15 protein-coding genes and 3 tRNA genes are annotated in these 16,058 nt (G+C 54.1%); 3 read left to right on the top strand and 15 right to left on the bottom strand.

Annotated features, from left to right (window positions below):
- Nucleotides 1-12: 12 nt before the first annotated feature.
- From tuf to FCS97_RS04395, 4 genes are all read right to left on the bottom strand, one after another.
- Entirely contained in the window at nt 13-1,206 is a 1,194-nt protein-coding gene (gene tuf / locus FCS97_RS04410) for an elongation factor Tu (protein ID WP_138516957.1), read from the bottom strand.
- Between the two features lie 49 nt (nt 1,207-1,255).
- Nucleotides 1,256-1,330 (bottom strand) — tRNA-Thr (locus FCS97_RS04405).
- 17 nt (nt 1,331-1,347) lie between these two features.
- A tRNA-Gly gene (locus FCS97_RS04400) sits at nt 1,348-1,421 on the bottom strand.
- Nucleotides 1,422-1,474: 53 nt separating this feature from the next.
- Nucleotides 1,475-1,560, bottom strand: a tRNA-Tyr gene (locus tag FCS97_RS04395).
- Nucleotides 1,561-1,610: 50 nt separating this feature from the next.
- Between FCS97_RS04395 and FCS97_RS04390 the strand changes: the two genes are divergently transcribed.
- Nucleotides 1,611-2,834, top strand: coding sequence for an AmpG family muropeptide MFS transporter (locus FCS97_RS04390; RefSeq protein WP_171035167.1), 1,224 nt, complete (start codon nt 1,611-1,613; stop codon nt 2,832-2,834).
- Here FCS97_RS04390 and FCS97_RS04385 read toward each other — a convergent pair.
- Nucleotides 2,784-3,779, bottom strand: a complete 996-nt coding sequence (locus tag FCS97_RS04385) for an AraC family transcriptional regulator (protein ID WP_171035166.1) — start codon at nt 3,777-3,779, stop codon at nt 2,784-2,786. The genes FCS97_RS04390 and FCS97_RS04385 overlap by 51 nt on opposite strands.
- A 136-nt stretch (nt 3,780-3,915) precedes the next feature.
- On the opposite strand from FCS97_RS04385, the gene FCS97_RS04380 reads away from it, so the two are divergent.
- Together FCS97_RS04380 and FCS97_RS04375 are read left to right on the top strand one after the other, a co-directional pair.
- Entirely contained in the window at nt 3,916-4,812 is an 897-nt protein-coding gene (locus tag FCS97_RS04380) for an alpha/beta fold hydrolase (RefSeq protein WP_171035165.1), read from the top strand.
- A gap of 20 nt (nt 4,813-4,832) precedes the next feature.
- Nucleotides 4,833-5,654 (top strand): SDR family NAD(P)-dependent oxidoreductase, encoded by an 822-nt coding sequence (locus FCS97_RS04375; RefSeq protein WP_138516951.1) that lies wholly within the window; start codon nt 4,833-4,835, stop codon nt 5,652-5,654.
- Here the strand turns inward: FCS97_RS04375 and glmS are convergent.
- From glmS to FCS97_RS04325, 10 genes are all read right to left on the bottom strand, one after another.
- The gene (gene glmS, locus FCS97_RS04370) at nt 5,641-7,482 is read right to left on the bottom strand and encodes a glutamine--fructose-6-phosphate transaminase (isomerizing) (protein ID WP_138516949.1); all 1,842 of its coding nucleotides are present in this window, start codon (nt 7,480-7,482) and stop codon (nt 5,641-5,643) included. The genes FCS97_RS04375 and glmS overlap by 14 nt on opposite strands.
- 16 nt (nt 7,483-7,498) lie before the next feature.
- Nucleotides 7,499-8,866, bottom strand: a complete 1,368-nt coding sequence (glmU, locus tag FCS97_RS04365) for a bifunctional UDP-N-acetylglucosamine diphosphorylase/glucosamine-1-phosphate N-acetyltransferase GlmU (protein WP_138516947.1) — start codon at nt 8,864-8,866, stop codon at nt 7,499-7,501.
- A gap of 14 nt (nt 8,867-8,880) precedes the next feature.
- A complete protein-coding gene (locus FCS97_RS04360; protein WP_138516945.1) occupies nt 8,881-10,152 on the bottom strand; it encodes an FIST signal transduction protein in 1,272 nt (423 codons plus the stop codon).
- Nucleotides 10,153-10,803 carry a PhaM family polyhydroxyalkanoate granule multifunctional regulatory protein gene (locus FCS97_RS04355; RefSeq protein ID WP_138516944.1) on the bottom strand — a complete coding sequence of 217 codons (651 nt, stop codon included), beginning with the start codon at nt 10,801-10,803 and terminating at the stop codon, nt 10,153-10,155.
- 41 nt (nt 10,804-10,844) lie between these two features.
- Entirely contained in the window at nt 10,845-11,732 is an 888-nt protein-coding gene (gene argB / locus FCS97_RS04350) for an acetylglutamate kinase (RefSeq protein ID WP_138516943.1), read from the bottom strand.
- A gap of 87 nt (nt 11,733-11,819) precedes the next feature.
- Entirely contained in the window at nt 11,820-13,151 is a 1,332-nt protein-coding gene (hslU, locus tag FCS97_RS04345) for an ATP-dependent protease ATPase subunit HslU (protein ID WP_138516942.1), read from the bottom strand.
- 4 nt (nt 13,152-13,155) lie between these two features.
- Nucleotides 13,156-13,719 carry an ATP-dependent protease subunit HslV gene (hslV, locus tag FCS97_RS04340; RefSeq protein ID WP_138516941.1) on the bottom strand — a complete coding sequence of 188 codons (564 nt, stop codon included), beginning with the start codon at nt 13,717-13,719 and terminating at the stop codon, nt 13,156-13,158.
- Between the two features lie 58 nt (nt 13,720-13,777).
- Complete coding sequence (locus FCS97_RS04335; RefSeq protein ID WP_171035164.1) at nt 13,778-14,761, bottom strand: septal ring lytic transglycosylase RlpA family protein; 984 nt, start codon at nt 14,759-14,761, stop codon at nt 13,778-13,780.
- A gap of 30 nt (nt 14,762-14,791) precedes the next feature.
- Nucleotides 14,792-15,433 carry a thiol:disulfide interchange protein DsbA/DsbL gene (locus FCS97_RS04330; RefSeq protein WP_138516938.1) on the bottom strand — a complete coding sequence of 214 codons (642 nt, stop codon included), beginning with the start codon at nt 15,431-15,433 and terminating at the stop codon, nt 14,792-14,794.
- Between the two features lie 6 nt (nt 15,434-15,439).
- Nucleotides 15,440-16,018, bottom strand: coding sequence for an SPOR domain-containing protein (locus tag FCS97_RS04325; protein WP_138516936.1), 579 nt, complete (start codon nt 16,016-16,018; stop codon nt 15,440-15,442).
- Nucleotides 16,019-16,058: the final 40 nt, after the last annotated feature.

The raw sequence follows: 16,058 nt of genomic DNA, 5'->3' as shown, positions 1-16,058 counted from the left end.
AAAACTCGAATATTACTTGGTAATTTTGGCAACTACGCCAGCACCTACCGTACGGCCACCTTCGCGAATCGCGAAACGCAGACCTTCTTCCATCGCGATCGGGGCAATCAATTCAACATTGATCGACACGTTGTCGCCTGGCAGTACCATTTCCTTGTCCGCAGGCAAGCTGATTGAGCCTGTTACGTCGGTTGTACGGAAATAAAACTGTGGACGGTAGTTGTTAAAGAATGGCGTGTGACGGCCACCTTCTTCTTTGCTCAACACGTACACTTCGGCACTAAAGCCTGTGTGCGGCTTGATCGTACCTGGCTTGGCCAACACCTGACCACGCTCCACGTCTTCACGCTTGGTACCACGCAGCAACACACCCACGTTGTCACCCGCCTGACCCTGGTCCAGCAACTTGCGGAACATTTCAACGCCGGTACAAATGGTCTTGACCGTGTCCTTGATGCCCACGATTTCGATTTCTTCACCAACCTTCACAATACCGCGCTCGATACGACCGGTTACCACGGTGCCGCGACCGGAGATGGAGAACACGTCTTCGATTGGCATCAGGAACGCGCCGTCAATGGCACGCTCGGGTGTCGGAATGTAGGTGTCCAGTGCTTCGGCCAACTGCTTGATCGCGCCTTCGCCCAGATCGCCTGTGTCGCCTTCCAGCGCCAGCTTGGCTGAACCCTTTACGATTGGCACGTCGTCGCCCGGGAAGTCGTAGGAAGACAACAACTCACGCACTTCCATTTCAACCAGTTCCAACAACTCTTCGTCGTCCACCATGTCGCACTTGTTCAAAAACACGATGATGTAAGGCACGCCAACCTGACGGGCCAACAAAATGTGCTCACGTGTCTGGGGCATGGGGCCGTCGGCTGCTGAACACACCAGAATCGCGCCGTCCATCTGCGCTGCACCGGTAATCATGTTCTTGACGTAGTCGGCGTGGCCTGGGCAATCCACGTGCGCATAGTGACGTGACTCAGTCTCGTACTCTACGTGCGCTGTGTTAATCGTAATGCCGCGTGCCTTCTCTTCTGGCGCCGCATCAATCTGGTCGTAGCCCTTGGCTTCACCATGGCCGCTCAGGCGCGCCAATACTGTTGTGATCGCCGCTGTCAATGTTGTCTTGCCATGGTCCACGTGACCAATCGTTCCAACGTTTACGTGTGGCTTCTTACGCTCAAACTTTTCTTTTGCCATGACGACCTCGGTGCGGGCACCCAACGATGCGAGTGCGGTTATAACGGTATGGTGCTCATGGGCAGGATCGAACTGCCGACCTCTCCCTTACCAAGGGAGTGCTCTACCACTGAGCCACATGAGCAACTTTCTATTAAAGCCTGGAGCGGGTGAAGGGAATCGAACCCTCGTCTTAAGCTTGGAAGGCTTCAGCTCTACCATTGAGCTACACCCGCACACCTTGTGAACCCCTTTTCAAGGGCGCACTCGGTTAAACTGCTTGAATTCTTGGTGGAGAGAGTTGGATTCGAACCAACGTAGGCGTAAGCCAACAGATTTACAGTCTGCCCCCTTTAGCCACTCGGGCATCTCTCCAAAAGAGAACCCCGGATTATGGATGCTTTTTTAAACAACGTCAACACCTCATGCCCCCTTTCCGTCTTATTTGTATATTAATTCTCGGTTTTTCGAGTGGACTACCACTAGCGCTGACAGGAAGCACCCTGCAAGCCTGGCTCGCAGTTGAAAATGTGGACATCAAAACCATTGGTTTGTATGCCGTGGTGGGATTTCCCTACACCTACAAATTCTTGTGGTCGCCCTTTCTGGATTATCTGAAGCCCGGTTTTTTTGATCAAAGGCGAGGCTGGATTGCGTTGATGCAATTGGCTTGCGCTGGACTGATTGCTGCCATGGCATTTGTGGATGCCCACTCTGCCTGGACCGTTGCAGCGGTGGCAGTGGCAATCGCCTTTTGTTCATCGACCCAGGACATGGCAATTGACGCCTACCGTACCGACCTGTTACCTGCCCCGGAACGGGGCCTTGGCGCAGCTTATTACGTGACTGGCTACCGGGTAGCCATGCTGGTGTCGGGTGGACTGGCCCTGATACTGGCTGGCGAATACTTGGGCTGGACTGGCACTTACCTCTTGATGGCAGGGCTGATTGCAGCCTGCGCCGTGATTACCGCCTTGAGCCCTACAGCTGACACGCCTGAGGACCTGGCAAAACGCGAGCTAAAAAGAAAGCTGTTTGACATTGTGAAAGAGTCGACACGCAACTTTATGAGCAAAGAAGCAGCCATCTGGATTTTGCTGCTGATTGTGCTTTACAAAGTGGGGGACGCATTTGCAGGATCATTGACCACCGCATTTTTGCTCAAGGGACTGGGCTTTACATTGACCGAGGTGGGAGCGGTGAACAAGACAGTGAGCCTGATTGCCACCTTGATGGGCGCATTCCTGGGCGGGGCACTGATGACCCGGATGGGCTTGTATGGTTCGTTGATGCTTTTCGGTATTTTCCAAGCCGTGTCCAATCTGTCGTTTTGGGTACTCTCGGTTATCGAGCCGAATATTTGGGCGATGGGGGGAGCAGTATTTGTCGAGAACCTGTGTGGCGGCATGGGCACGGCGGCCTTTGTGGGTTTGCTGACCAGCCTGTGCAGCAAAGAGTTCTCGGCCACGCAATACGCTTTGCTTTCATCGCTTGCAGCCATGGGTCGTGTTTATTTGGCAGCCCCTGCTGGGTATGTGGTGGACGCCTATGGATGGAGCGATTTTTTCGTTTTCTCGACGCTGGCCGCCCTGCCTGGGCTAATCGCGCTTTATTTGCTTCGATCGAGCATCCAGAAACTGGCGAGGTGAGCAGTTGTGCCATTTCTGGAAGGCGTGAATAAATGCCGAGGGTGATGAATAGCCCAGCCGGGCGGAGACCTCTGACACGCTGAGCCCGGTTGAACTCAGCAGTTCTTCGGCCATGGTTTGACGCACTTCGGCGAGCAAGTCGCGATAACTGGTGCCCTCGTCCGTGAGCCGCCTGCGCAGGGTGCGCTCGGTCATGAAGTGATCGGTGGCAATTTGGGCAAGGCTCGGGGAAGACGACAAATCAGCAAGCAATTTGTTGCGCAACCAGGCGGACACACCCCCCCTTTGCATTCGGCGGGACAGCAGATTGTCCAGCTGGGTTTCACAAAATCTGGCGCTGTGCTCGTTGGCTTTGGGCAGGGGCAAGTTCAGCCATTGCTCATCGAATGTCGCCCGGTTGACGGCAGCATTGAACTGCGGAATACAGCCGAACATGGCCTCGTACTGCGCCATGGGTGCATTGGGCGCAAATGCAAATTCAACTGCGCGCAACGGCAAGGTGACACCAAACAATTCACGCTGCAAAACCTGAATGGCGGAACAATCCCGCTCGGCGACAAATGAACGCACCGCCGGGGGCAAATGATCCACGGACAACACCATGGATGCCAGACCATTGCCCAAGGTCAGCTCGACTTTGGAAAAGGCAAAGGTTAGATCAAGGTATCGCAAGCCAAGCTCGACAGCCTGTCTGAAAGTTGGGCTGGTGATCAAGGCATAGCCCCAAATGCCATAGGTGGTCAGGTGATATTCGGAGCCAGCCATAAGCCCCAGCCCAGGCACTTTGCCATGCAGACGAACCAGATTGTGGATCACTTGCAATTCTTGATCAGGATCGATTTCAACATGGGGATCATCGAGCTGGGCTGGCAATATGGAAGAGCCGGTGAGCAGCGCACTGCGCGTAGAACCGAGCCTTACGCCCAGTTCACTGAGGATTTTCACGCTAACAACGGTTCGGCGAGCTGGCATAGGGGTGCGGGTTTTGTCCGGAAATATCAACCATGGTTGATTGTAATCAAGTTCTGGCAGGGTGTGTGGCTTCTACACTGTCATGAAACAAAACCACAGGAGACATTGCTTGAACCAATTGCTGAATGAGTTTGGATGGGCCGGTCCCGACAAGAAAACACTGATTGAGAAACATGCTTTGCCCACATCGATATTTCTCGACTGTATGGGCATCAAAGTGCATGTGAGTATTGAGGGCAGTGGGCCGGATGTGGTGATGATTCACGGTTTTGCCGCCAGCTTGCACACCTGGAGCGATGTTTGCGCGCACATGAGCAAACAATTCAGGATTATTCGTTTCGATTTGCCCCCATTCGGTTTGACAGGGCCTGCAGTGGACGAGAAAGGCAATATTCGGAAAATGGATGTGGCCTTTTATCAGCAGTTCGTCGATGCCGTGCTGGATGAGTTGGCGATTAAAAAATGCGTCATGATCGGCAATTCATTTGGTGGTTTTTTGAGCTGGGACCAGGCTCAAAGACACCCGGAGCGGGTGCGAGGCTTGATTATTTCTGACGCGGTGGGTTACCAGCAGCCATTGCCGATTTACATCACCCTGTTCACGATCAAACCGATTGCTTGGCTGACCAGATACACGGTGCCCGCGTTTTTGTTGCGAATGGCTGTGCGGGATGTGTACGGCGACAAACGCAAACTTAAAAAGGAAGTGCTGGACAGATACCTTGAGCTGTTTATGCACAAACCGAACCGAAGCGCCGTGGGCCAGATGGTGGGTGTATTCACGGATGGTGAGCTAGGTTCGGAACGTTTGCCGGAAATTCAGTGCAAGACATTGATTGTGTGGGGCGGCGACGACCGATGGGTGAGCATTGAAATGGCAGGGCGGTTCAACCGGGATATTCCAAACTCTGAACTGAAGGTGTATCGAGAGGTGGGCCACATTCCGATGGAAGAGACGCCCGATCGTTTCGCAGCGGATTGTATTTCTTTTATTGAATCGCTTTAACTGAATTGGTGGCAAACAAGATGAAAAACAAAGTGGTGTTTATTACTGGTGGTGCTCGAGGTCTTGGTGCCGGTTTGGCTGCGAAAGTGCTTAGCAAGGGTGGCAAGGCTTTTATTGTGGATTTGAATGCTGAAGCCGTGTTCGAGCAAGTGGAAACATTGGGCGGCGAGGCAATTGCCGGCTGCCAGGCCAATGTGTGCAAGCCTGCTGACCTTGAGCTTGCGATGGCGGAGTGCAAAGAACGTTTTGGCCGGATTGATGTGGTGGTTGTGAATGCGGGCATTTTGAAAATGGGTTCAATTGAACACATGAACCCCGCTGATTTTGATGCTGTGATGCAGGTGAATGTGAATGGCGCATTCAACACCATTCGCGCTGGCATTCCTTACCTGCGCGAGACCAAGGGTTATTTGCAAGTTATTTCCTCACTGGCTGCTGCAATTCACACCCCATTGATGGGGCATTATGCGGCATCAAAAGCGGCGGTTGAGGCGCTGGCGGATGTTGCGCGCCAAGAGCTTGCACTGGACGGCATTGACGTGGGCTGTGTACACCCGACGTTTACCAACACCGCCATGATTCAAGAAGTGAATGCAGGCGTGCTGTGGGGCGGCCACAAAGGTGCATTTGGTGCCATTGAACCAAAGCAGGTGATTGATGCGATGTACCGCGGCATTGAAAAACGCCAGCGTAAAATTATCGCGCCCAAAACCATTGCCCCACTTGTGTTGGCACCCGGTTTATTTCACCGGGTGGCAGAGGGCTTGAGCAGGTTACAGGGCTCGGAACAAGCCTTGAAAAAATTCAAGGCCGAAGAGAGTGAGTCGCTTACTCGACGGTAACCGACTTCGCCAGGTTGCGGGGTTTGTCCACATCAGTGCCCTTCACCAGCGCCACATGATAGGACAACAGTTGCAATGGCAAGGTGTGCAAAATCGGGGACAAATGCCCGGCGTGATCCAGCAGGTTGATCACGTGCACGCCATCGGCTTTTTCGATTTTGGTGTCGCGGTCTGCAAAAATGTAAAGCTCGCCACCACGTGCGCGAACTTCCTGCAAGTTCGACTTCAACTTTTCGATCAGCGTGTCTTTGGGGGCAACCGCCACCACTGGCATGTCTGCATCTACAAGCGCCAAGGGGCCGTGCTTCAGTTCCCCTGCTGCATACGCCTCGGCGTGAATGTAGCTGATTTCCTTCAGTTTCAATGCACCTTCCATGGCAATGGGGTAATGCACGCCACGCCCCAAAAACAAGGCATGACGCTTCTCTGCAAAGCTGGCTGCCAAGGCCTTGATTTCAGGCTCGAGCGCCAAAATGTTTTGCATGGCCGAAGGCAAGTGGCGCAGTTGCGTGAGCAAGGTTTTTTCTTGCGCAACGGTGAGTTTGCCGCGCAACTTGGCCATGACCAAGGTGAAAGTGAAAAGCGCAGCAAGCTGCGTGGTGAAAGCTTTGGTGGATGCCACACCAATTTCGGGCCCTGCGCGTGTCAGGAATTTTAAGTTACTGGCGCGAATCAGCGCGGACTCCGGCACATTGCAAATGGACAGCGCATTCACCATGCCTTGAGATTTGGCGTGCTCGAGCGCTGCCAGGGTATCCGCAGTTTCACCAGACTGTGAAATCGTGATGACCAGGGTGTTGGGCAAACTGACACTGGTGCGATAGCGATACTCACTCGCAATTTCAACATTGGTGGGCAAGCCGGCAATCGACTCTAGCCAATAGCGCGCAACAGATGCAGCGTGATAGCTGGTGCCACATGCCAAGATAAGCACTTGTTGAATGCCGGGAAGAATATTGCCCGCTTCTGCGCCGAACAACTCGGGCTTAACCGCAGACGCATTGCTGACCATCTCGAGCGTGGCCGCGATTGCCCCCGGCTGCTCGTAAATTTCCTTTTGCATGTAGTGGGCATAGGGGCCCAGCTCCACCGCATCGGCGGACAGCTGACTTTCAATAATGGGCCGCTCGACTTGCTGACCAGTGCCATTAAAAAATGAAACCCCGGTGGTTTGCAATTGCACCACGTCGTTTTCTTCGAGGTAGGTAATTTGTTTGGTGTAAGCCACTAGCGCAGAGGCATCTGAAGCCAAAAAGTATTCGCCTTCGCCATGCCCCACCAAGAGAGGCGCACCTTTTTTGGAAGCCAATAAAGTGAGTGGTGCAGTGTTGCAAATTACCGCAATGGCAAAAGCACCTTCCAGCTTTTGGACTGTGGCTTGTACGGCAGCCCTCAGCTCAAACCCCTGAACCAAATGCTTGTGGGTGAGGTGGGCAATGACTTCGGTGTCGGTGTCGGATTGGAACACGTAACCTTCGGCGGTCAGCGCCTTGCGGATTTCCTCGTGATTTTCAATGATTCCGTTGTGCACCACACTGACTGACACGCCCTGCCCTTCACTGATGTGAGGGTGTGCATTGCGCTCGCTGGGTACGCCGTGCGTGGCCCAGCGGGTGTGGGCAATACCCATGCGTGCGCTCAGTGTTTTGGTGCTGGAATCGAGTTCAACCACGCGGCCCACGCTGCGCGCGCGATGAATGGATTGATCGGTATCGGACTGAATGGCCAAGCCGGCCGAGTCGTATCCGCGGTATTCAAGTTTTTTCAGGCCATCGATCAACACTGGCACGCTGTTGGTTTTGGAGAGTACGCCGACGATTCCGCACATGGTGTGAGGTATTCCTTTATTTTTTGGTTGATTTGACGGGGCGTTTCCATCCCGTGATCGTAATTTGCTTGGCACGTGACACGGTGAGCGCGCTCTCGGGTGCATCTTTCGTGAGGGTGGTACCCGCCCCGAGTGTGGCCCCTTTTTTTACGGTGACCGGTGCAACCAATTGCGTGTCAGAACCAATGAATACATCGTCTTCGATGATGGTGAGGTGCTTGTTGGCGCCATCATAATTACAGGTGATGGTGCCTGCGCCGACATTCACACGCTCTCCAATTTGAGCGTCGCCAATGTAGGCCAGGTGATTCGCTTTGGACTGCTTGGCAATGCTGGCGTTTTTGACTTCGACAAAATTGCCGATGTGGACTTCGTTGCCCAATTTGGCACCAGGGCGCAAACGCGCATAGGGGCCGATGACCGCCTTTTCGCCCACGGTGGCATCAGCAAGATGCGAATAAGCTTCGATGCGGGTACCGGCTGCAATGCTGACATTGTTGAGCACGCAGTACGGGCCGATCGATACACCATCGCCCAAGGTGACATCGCCTTGAAACACACAGCCAACATCGATGGATACATCTGCGCCACAGTGCAGCGTGCCGCGCAAATCGATCCGTGCGGGATCGAGCAGCTGGACACCTTCGATCATTAATTTTTCAGCTTGGTGAAGTTGCCAGATGCGCTCAAGCTCGGCCTGTTGAACACGGGAGTTGACACCTGACACTTCCCAGCTTTGTCCCGGTTGGCAAGTGCGAACCAAGAGACCCTCTGCATGCGCCATTGCGATGATGTCGGTGAGGTAATACTCGCCCTGGGCATTGTTGTTGCTGAGCTTGCTAACCCAGTTTTTCAATTGGGCAGTGGGGCAGGCGAGAATGCCCGTGTTGACCTCGGTGATGGCCAACTGTGCGGCAGTGGCGTCTTTCTGCTCAACAATGCCAACCACTGCCCCTTCTGCATCGCGAAGAATGCGGCCGTAGCCGTGTGGATTGGACATGTTCAAGGTCATCAATCCCATCTGCCCCGCTTGCGCGGCCTGAACCAAGGGCAGCAAGGATTCAAACTGAATGAGAGGAACGTCGCCATACAAAATCAAGGTGACAGGATGATCAGCCAAGGCCGGGCTTGCACACTGAACCGCATGGCCGGTGCCCAGCTGCTCTGACTGCGTGGCAAATTGAATGCCGGACTGTGAGGACAAATGATTTTGAACGGCTTGTGCGCCGTGCCCAACAACCACCACCACATTTGGATTGTCAAATTGCATGGCGGTGCTGACCACGCGGCCCAGCATGGACTGGCCACCCACCGGGTGCAACACTTTGGGCAGGGCTGACTTCATGCGGGTGCCCTTGCCAGCGGCGAGTATCAGAATATTCATATCAATAATTAAAATTAGAAAAATAAGGCCAGCACACCCGTGTAGCCATACAAAGCACCACGGAAAATTTCGCCGTTGGCTGAAAAACCAATCAGGGGAATGTCACCCAACTGCTCTCGCACAATTTGCTGCTCAACGCCTTGCAGGCCAAACAAGGCGGCACCCCGTCCATTGCATGCAATGTACACTGCGCCGCGCGGTTTGCGCTGAGAATGGATTCCAGAAAATCCGGCGGCCTGAAGCTCGTTGAGTTTGGGTGCAGGTGCATCGAGGTCTTCGCGCAGTTCCGCACACATGCGAGTGAGGTCAACCCGAGCAGAATTTTCATCCCGGGTGCAAAAAGACAAGCGATCGCCCAGTTTGAAATCCTCGGCCACAGCCAGCGATTTCTTGTTGGGGTCCATGCCCACCACTGGACGAACTTTCAGCTGATGGGCCTCGGAGCGGCCTGCCGTTAAGCCCTTCAACGCAATCGATTCTGCAAGTGCTCGGTCGGTAAGCCCAACGAAGAGGCCATGGGCAAAACGTTTGGCCAACACCTCGGCAGCCTGACTGGCGGGATCACCTTCGTCTGAGTCGGGTTGCAACCCCAAATCGGCAAGCAGCACGTCGAGCGCTGGCATGCCGTCGAGTTCTTCCACAAAATTGCCACGAATTCCGGTAATTTCGTGCTCCGTACCCACCACTTGAACACCCTGGGTCATGCGTACCTCGATGGGTAATCCATTGGCAAACACCACACCTGACACGCCACCGGACAGGGGCTCAAGCGCAATGTGCGTGTTGGCTGTGCCAGCGCACACCAAACCGCCAAAAATTTGGCGAGTGCTGACTTTGAGCGACAGATCGTCCAGCAAATCGTCAATGTCCTCGGTCAGAGGATCGATGTGAATGAGTGCGGAAAACATGGCATCGCGCCCAGAGGCCGTGACGCTACCGGGCTTGGGCAAAGGCAACTTGCCTGAAAACACACGCGCAGAATCGGCGGGAAACTCCATCAACATGACCGCTAGCGCAGGCTCTTGGTAATACTCCACACCGCTGCTGCACACACCTGGCGCCAAACCACCAACCCATTCTTTGACGCCCGTTCGCTGGCGCAAGCCCTGGAGAATTTGCGGCATGTTATCTGCGTAAGCCTCTGTCGCGTAGATCAAACCCAGCTTTTGTGGCCGGGAAATGTCGCTTGCGAACTGCTCCAGTTGCATTTGGCCTTCGAGCTGCACCAACACGAGTTCAAGTGCTTCTCTCCAGTTGGGGTGTGTGGCGTGGCCAAAACGAAACATCTAGGTCCTTGTTCGTGCAGGGCGAGTGCTGCTTGCTGTTTTTTTACGAGGTGTGGCCGCGCGCTTGGCTTTGGGTTTGACCGGCTTCTTGGCGGGCTCCGTGATTTTTGAACCCGCATCGGGCCCATTGCCTGCCATGGCAGCAGTGGCCACCACCTTGTTGAACTGGTCTTGCAACAATCCCCACCATGCTGTGGCGTTGGAGACGATGGCCTTGGTTGACTCCTGAGTGGCTGCGTCGCTGGGCGCAGTTGTGGCAGGCTCAGGATCGGGAATCTTGGGCGCAACCGGTTCTACACGTGGCACAGGCGGCGCCACTGCAGCCTGCATGGCATTTCGGATAATTTCTTCATTCACAGCTTGATTCACATCGCTTGTGCGATCACCACCCAAGCCCAGGTTGGAACTGAACGACTTGATGGTGGCGATGGTACCGCGCTGCACTTCAAGGCCCTGAATGGTGGCGCGAAGCATGCTGAGATTGACATTCAGCCATTGCTCGACGGCTTTGAGATCGGAGATTCGCTTGTCGAGCTCATCGAGATCGGTGGTCGGATTCATGACGCTGGGGATCGGCAAACTTCCCCAGATTTTCTTGACGAAATCAAATCCATCGGTGACCGACAAATTGGGTATTCTTTTGTTCGACATGCTTCCCCCTGCGTTTGACGCGGATTGCCTTGCTGAATCTATCAGTGGCTGCGAATCATGGTGCCCACGCCTTGGTCTGTCAGAATTTCAAGCAGAAGGCAGTGTGGAACACGACCGTCTACCACGTGAACTGAGTTTACTCCGCTTTTTGCCGCCTCAATGGCAGAAGACAACTTGGGCAGCATTCCGCCTGAAATGGTGCCATCTTCGAACAATTCGTCAATCCGCTTGGCGGTCAGCCCGGTGAGCAGCTTGCCGTCCTTGTCAAGCACGCCGGGCGTGTTCGTCATCATGATGAGTTTTTCAGCCTTCAGAATTTCAGCGATTTTGCCAGCGACGAGGTCGGCGTTGATGTTGTAGGCCATGCCGTCTTCGCCAAAACCAATGGGTGAAATAACAGGAATAAAGGCGTCATCCTGCAAGGCCTTTACAATTGCCGGGTCAATGGATGCAATTTCACCCACAAAACCGATGTCATGAAACTTGCCCGGTTCGCTTTTGTCGGCCAGTTTCATTTTGCGAGCCTGAATCAGCCCACCGTCTTTGCCTGTCAAGCCCACTGCCTTGCCGCCATGCTCGTTGATCATCATGACGATGTCTTGCTGCACCTGCCCACCCAGCACCCACTCCACCACTTCCATGGTTTCTTCGTCGGTCACGCGCATGCCTTGAATGAAGGTTCCCTGCTTGCCAATGCGGCGCAGGGCCTCGTCAATTTGAGGACCACCGCCGTGAACCACGATTGGGTTAATGCCCACCAGCTTGAGCAACACCACATCGTGTGCAAAGGATTTTTGCAGGTTGACATCGGTCATGGCGTTGCCGCCGTATTTGACCACCACGGTTTTGCCGTGAAAACGACGAATGTAGGGCAAAGCCTCGGACAGAACTTTGGCTTTGATGGCTGAGTTGAGATTGTCAGTGGTCATGAATTGTCCGGGTAAAAACTGGGCACAGAATTCATTTTAAAGCGAATCTACCCGGACAATGATGACGAGAATGCCGATCGACGGATTCTAGAGGATGAATTGGGCAAGATCCTCGGATTTGGCGGCCTCACCCAGCCTGGAGTCCACAAACTCGGCTGTAATCTTCACCTGTTTTGCCTGGCCATTGGCTTCGAATGCCACCTCTTCAAGCAAACGCTCCATGACGGTGTACAAACGACGCGCCCCGATGTTCTCGGTTTTCTCATTCACGGTGAATGCGATTTCAGCCAAGCGGCGGACGCCCTCGTCGGTGAATTCAAGCTCGACACCATCGGTTGCCAACAGGGCTTTGTATTGCTCCGTAAGACAAGCGTCGGTGCTGGTCAGGATTCGTTTGAAATCTTCAACGGTCAGCGATTCCAGCTCAACCCGAATCGGAAAACGCCCTTGCAGTTCAGGAATAAGGTCGGACGGACGAGACAGGTGGAATGCGCCACTGGCCACAAACAGAATGTGGTCAGTTTTGATCATGCCGTATTTGGTATTGACTGTGGTGCCTTCAACCAAGGGCAGCAAATCGCGCTGAACGCCTTGGCGCGAGACGTCGGTACCCCGCCCATCGGCCTTGGTTGCAATTTTGTCGATTTCATCGAGAAACACGATGCCATCTTGCTCAACCTTGGCGATCGCCTTGGCACGTACTTCTTCCTCGTTCACACGCTTGACAGCTTCTTCGTCCTGAATTGCCTTGAGCGCCTCGGACACTTTCATTTTCCGCAGTTTTTTCTTGCCACCAGACATGTTCTGGAACATGGACTGCAGCTGCCCGGTGAGCTCTTCCATGCCGGGTGGGCCCACCACATCCAGAGAGGGCGACGCGGCGGCCACTTCAATTTCAATTTCCTTGTCGTCCAGCTCGCCGGCGAACAATTTCTCCCGGAAACGAATGCGGGTTCGGTTCTCATCGGGCTCGGGGGCTTTTTCGGTAAAGCCGAAATCACGGGCAGGCGGCAGCAAGGCATCCAGCACACGGTCGAAGGCAGCAGACTTCGCCTCTTCGACCACGCCTAGCTGCGCTTCTTCCCGCACCTGCTTCAAAGCGATTTCAATCAGGTCACGAATAATGGTGTCCACATCGCGCCCAACGTAACCAACCTCAGTGAACTTGGTTGCCTCAATCTTGATGAAAGGGGCATTGGCCAGCCTGGCCAAGCGACGGGCGATTTCGGTTTTACCCACGCCAGTTGGCCCAATCATGAGAATGTTTTTGGGTGTAATTTCCTGGCGCAGGGGCATGGGCACCTGCATGCGTCGCCAACGGTTGCGCAGTGCGACCGCTACGGCACGCTTGGCGGCATCCTGGCCAACGATGTTCTTGTTGAGTTCTTCAACGATGTTTGAAGGTGTAAGTTGAGTCATGGTGTTAACCTTTGCTGCCAGATGCTTCAGGAGCACCCAACACTTCAATGGTGTGATGTTGGTTGGTGTAAATGCAAAGTTCGCCGGCAATGGTCAGGGATTTCTTGACGATTTCTTCGGGCGCCAGTTCGGTGTTCTCAAGCAGGGCTTTTGCAGCGGAATGCGCGTAGGCGCCGCCACTGCCAATGGCAACCAAACCCTGTTCGGGTTCGAGCACATCGCCATTGCCTGTAATGATCAGGGAATGATTTTCATCGGCCACGGCCAGCATGGCTTCAAGCCTGCGAAGCATGCGATCGGTGCGCCATTCTTTGGCCAGTTCGACTGCCGCGCGCAAAAGGTGGCCTTGGTGCTTCTCGAGTTGGGCTTCGAAGTGCTCAAACAAGGTGAACGCATCGGCCGTACCGCCTGCAAAACCCGCCAGAATTTTATTGTGATGAAGGCGCCTGACTTTTCTTGCAGAACCTTTGACCACAATATGACCCAGGGTGACTTGCCCGTCGCCGCCCAGCGCGACATGCTTGCCTCTGCGTACTGACAATATGGTGGTGCCGTGATATTGCTCCATGCCTATCCTTTGGTTGGGGTGTTGCGCTTTGAGCGCTGATGTCCCGATATGGGGACAATCAGGGCAGGATCAAGTCTTGTTTGATAACCGGTTGAACCTGGACAAAGGCGCTAAGCTCGATTGCGGCCTCGTTGGCTTGATCAATGCTGCTGAACGGCCCCACCAAAACGCGGTGAACGCCCGATTCGGAGAGAATTTGGCTGGCTTTGCCGAAAACCTCGTGATTGGAAGACACTTGAGACACCAAAGCCTCAGCGTTGTTTTTGTTGCCGAACGCGCCAATTTGAAGGTACAAGGGGGTTCGGTGCACCGGCACCAGTGAAGAGGCGTTGTCCAATGCAACCTGCTCGACCTGCACACCGTTTTTGGCCAGGTTGTTGCGGTTTTTCTCGGCGTGGTACTGGGCTATTGCATCGGGGGTCATTTTCTCGACCAACACTTCGGCGCTGCCCTGCTTGATGTAGTCCAGCTGAAAGGCCGCGGCATAGCTGAGATCAATAATTCGGCCACGCAAAAAGGGGCCGCGGTCATTCACACGAACAATCACAGATTTGCCGTTGGCCAGGTTGGTGACTTTGGCATAACTGGGCAAAGGCAAAGTGGGGTGTGCCGCTGTCATTTGGTGCATGTCATAAATTTCACCGTTGGCGGTTTTCGCACCATGAAATTTTTTGCCATACCAACTGGCCCGGCCTTTTTGGCGGTAGGGCTCTTCAAGCGAGGTTTGTGGCGTAAAACTTTGGCCCATCACGGTGTAGGGGCGGGTGTTGCGAATTGCAATCGGCTCAAGCTGGGGCACAGCGGATGGCAAGTCGTCAAGGTTGGCAGGGCGCAAGTCGCCGGGACCGTCGTCCAGATAATAACCACCACCCTGCGGCGCGGGCTCCCAGTTCTCATGTTTGACAGGGGGAGGCACCGAGGGCTTGGCCACAGTTTTCGCCGGGGGAGGCGAAACGGGTTTGTCCAGAGGGACGCTGGAGCAAGCGGCAAGGATTAATGACAGCGACGCAAGCGCGACAAACCGGACAACACCACTGCGCATAAAATCCTCCCTCATCTTTTCTTCTGCTTGTCAGGCCTGACGCTGTCGTCGAATCAAGGCTTCCGCAACGCGAATGGCATTGTCTTCAGAACCAGCAATGGATGCGGAGGTAAAGAACTTGCCATCGACACCCAAGGTGGGAACACCGTCGGCACCGTAGGCTTCGAAAATGGTTTTTGCCTGGGCACACTTCGCATTCACACCAAACGACTTGAATACGTTGGCGAATTCTTCGCGCTTCAAACCGATGGATTCGGCGAAATCGAAAATTTGCTCATCGTTGGCCAACTGCTTTTTGTCTTTGTGCATGGCCTCGAACACTTTGCTGTGTGCCATGTCGAGCTTGCCCATGGTCTCCAGTGTGTAATACAGGCGTTGGTGGCCTTGAAAGTTCACGCGCTGGCTTTGGTAAGCGATGGGAATTTTCGTGAAGACGACATCGCTGGGCAATTTTTTATACCAGGCATTCACCTTGGGCTCGAAGTTATAACAGTGGATGCAGCCGTACCAGAAGAATTCGACCACATCGATTTTGCCCGGTGTGGAACGGGGAACTTCCCGGCGCACTTTCCGGAAAGCGCCTGCATCTTGGGCCAGGGCTGGGGACAAACCACCCAAAGCACCCACCACACCCAAGGCCACTGCACTTTGAATCAATTCACGACGTTTCATGTTTTTTTACTCCTTGACCACAGTTGCCTCGAATCCGCCTTTCGTAAGGGGTATTCGGGCCTGATAGGCTTCGTTCGCGCTGCCAAATGGCCCCACACGAACGCGGTTTACAACATTGCCGTTGACTTCGCCCACGGCAATTTCGGATTCTGTGCCCACAAATGCAAGTTGTGCCCGCAATTGTTCAGCGTCTTCGCGATTGCGAAAGCTGCCCAATTGCAGAAAGTAAATGGTTTGGGCCACAGGTTCAATTTGTTGGGTTGGAGTGTTGTCACCGGCCTGAGGTTCCGTACCCTGCTGAAATGGATCAATGGTAACGACACCACCCTGATTGGCATTGGCCTTGCCATAAATTGCTGTATTGGGATCTGGCGGGCTGTTGCCTGGACCGGGCGATACATTGGGCACAGCACCCTGTGTTTCAGCACCAGAAAATGGCAACTGGGACTTGCTGACGAACAAAGCCACACCCAGCGCAATCAAAAGCCCGAACACCATGCCGAACACGAATGCCGGAATCGTATTTCCTAGGGATTTTCTGACTTGAGGTTTCGCTTTGGGTTTTGATGATTTCGTGGATGCCATTGGGGGTTCGAACCTGTCCTTGAGAAACTGAGCCTAAATT

Source organism: Limnobacter alexandrii (assembly GCF_005871185.1).
Lineage (GTDB): Bacteria > Pseudomonadota > Gammaproteobacteria > Burkholderiales > Burkholderiaceae_B > Limnobacter > Limnobacter alexandrii.
The sequence above is the reverse complement of the archived record's forward strand: the minus strand, read 5'-3'. Positions and strand labels throughout refer to the sequence as shown.

What these genes read in the sequence shown, in the direction of transcription:
- tuf (WP_138516957.1), bottom strand. Translation starts at nt 1,206, where the DNA reads ATGGCAAAAGAAAAGTTTGAGCGTAAGAAGCCACACGTAAACGTTGGA.
- FCS97_RS04390 (WP_171035167.1), top strand. Translation starts at nt 1,611, where the DNA reads ATGCCCCCTTTCCGTCTTATTTGTATATTAATTCTCGGTTTTTCGAGT.
- FCS97_RS04375 (WP_138516951.1), top strand. Translation starts at nt 4,833, where the DNA reads ATGAAAAACAAAGTGGTGTTTATTACTGGTGGTGCTCGAGGTCTTGGT.
- glmS (WP_138516949.1), bottom strand. Translation starts at nt 7,482, where the DNA reads ATGTGCGGAATCGTCGGCGTACTCTCCAAAACCAACAGCGTGCCAGTG.
- glmU (WP_138516947.1), bottom strand. Translation starts at nt 8,866, where the DNA reads ATGAATATTCTGATACTCGCCGCTGGCAAGGGCACCCGCATGAAGTCA.
- FCS97_RS04360 (WP_138516945.1), bottom strand. Translation starts at nt 10,152, where the DNA reads ATGTTTCGTTTTGGCCACGCCACACACCCCAACTGGAGAGAAGCACTT.
- FCS97_RS04355 (WP_138516944.1), bottom strand. Translation starts at nt 10,803, where the DNA reads ATGTCGAACAAAAGAATACCCAATTTGTCGGTCACCGATGGATTTGAT.
- argB (WP_138516943.1), bottom strand. Translation starts at nt 11,732, where the DNA reads ATGACCACTGACAATCTCAACTCAGCCATCAAAGCCAAAGTTCTGTCC.
- hslU (WP_138516942.1), bottom strand. Translation starts at nt 13,151, where the DNA reads ATGACTCAACTTACACCTTCAAACATCGTTGAAGAACTCAACAAGAAC.
- hslV (WP_138516941.1), bottom strand. Translation starts at nt 13,719, where the DNA reads ATGGAGCAATATCACGGCACCACCATATTGTCAGTACGCAGAGGCAAG.
- FCS97_RS04335 (WP_171035164.1), bottom strand. Translation starts at nt 14,761, where the DNA reads ATGCGCAGTGGTGTTGTCCGGTTTGTCGCGCTTGCGTCGCTGTCATTA.
- FCS97_RS04330 (WP_138516938.1), bottom strand. Translation starts at nt 15,433, where the DNA reads ATGAAACGTCGTGAATTGATTCAAAGTGCAGTGGCCTTGGGTGTGGTG.
- FCS97_RS04325 (WP_138516936.1), bottom strand. Translation starts at nt 16,018, where the DNA reads ATGGCATCCACGAAATCATCAAAACCCAAAGCGAAACCTCAAGTCAGA.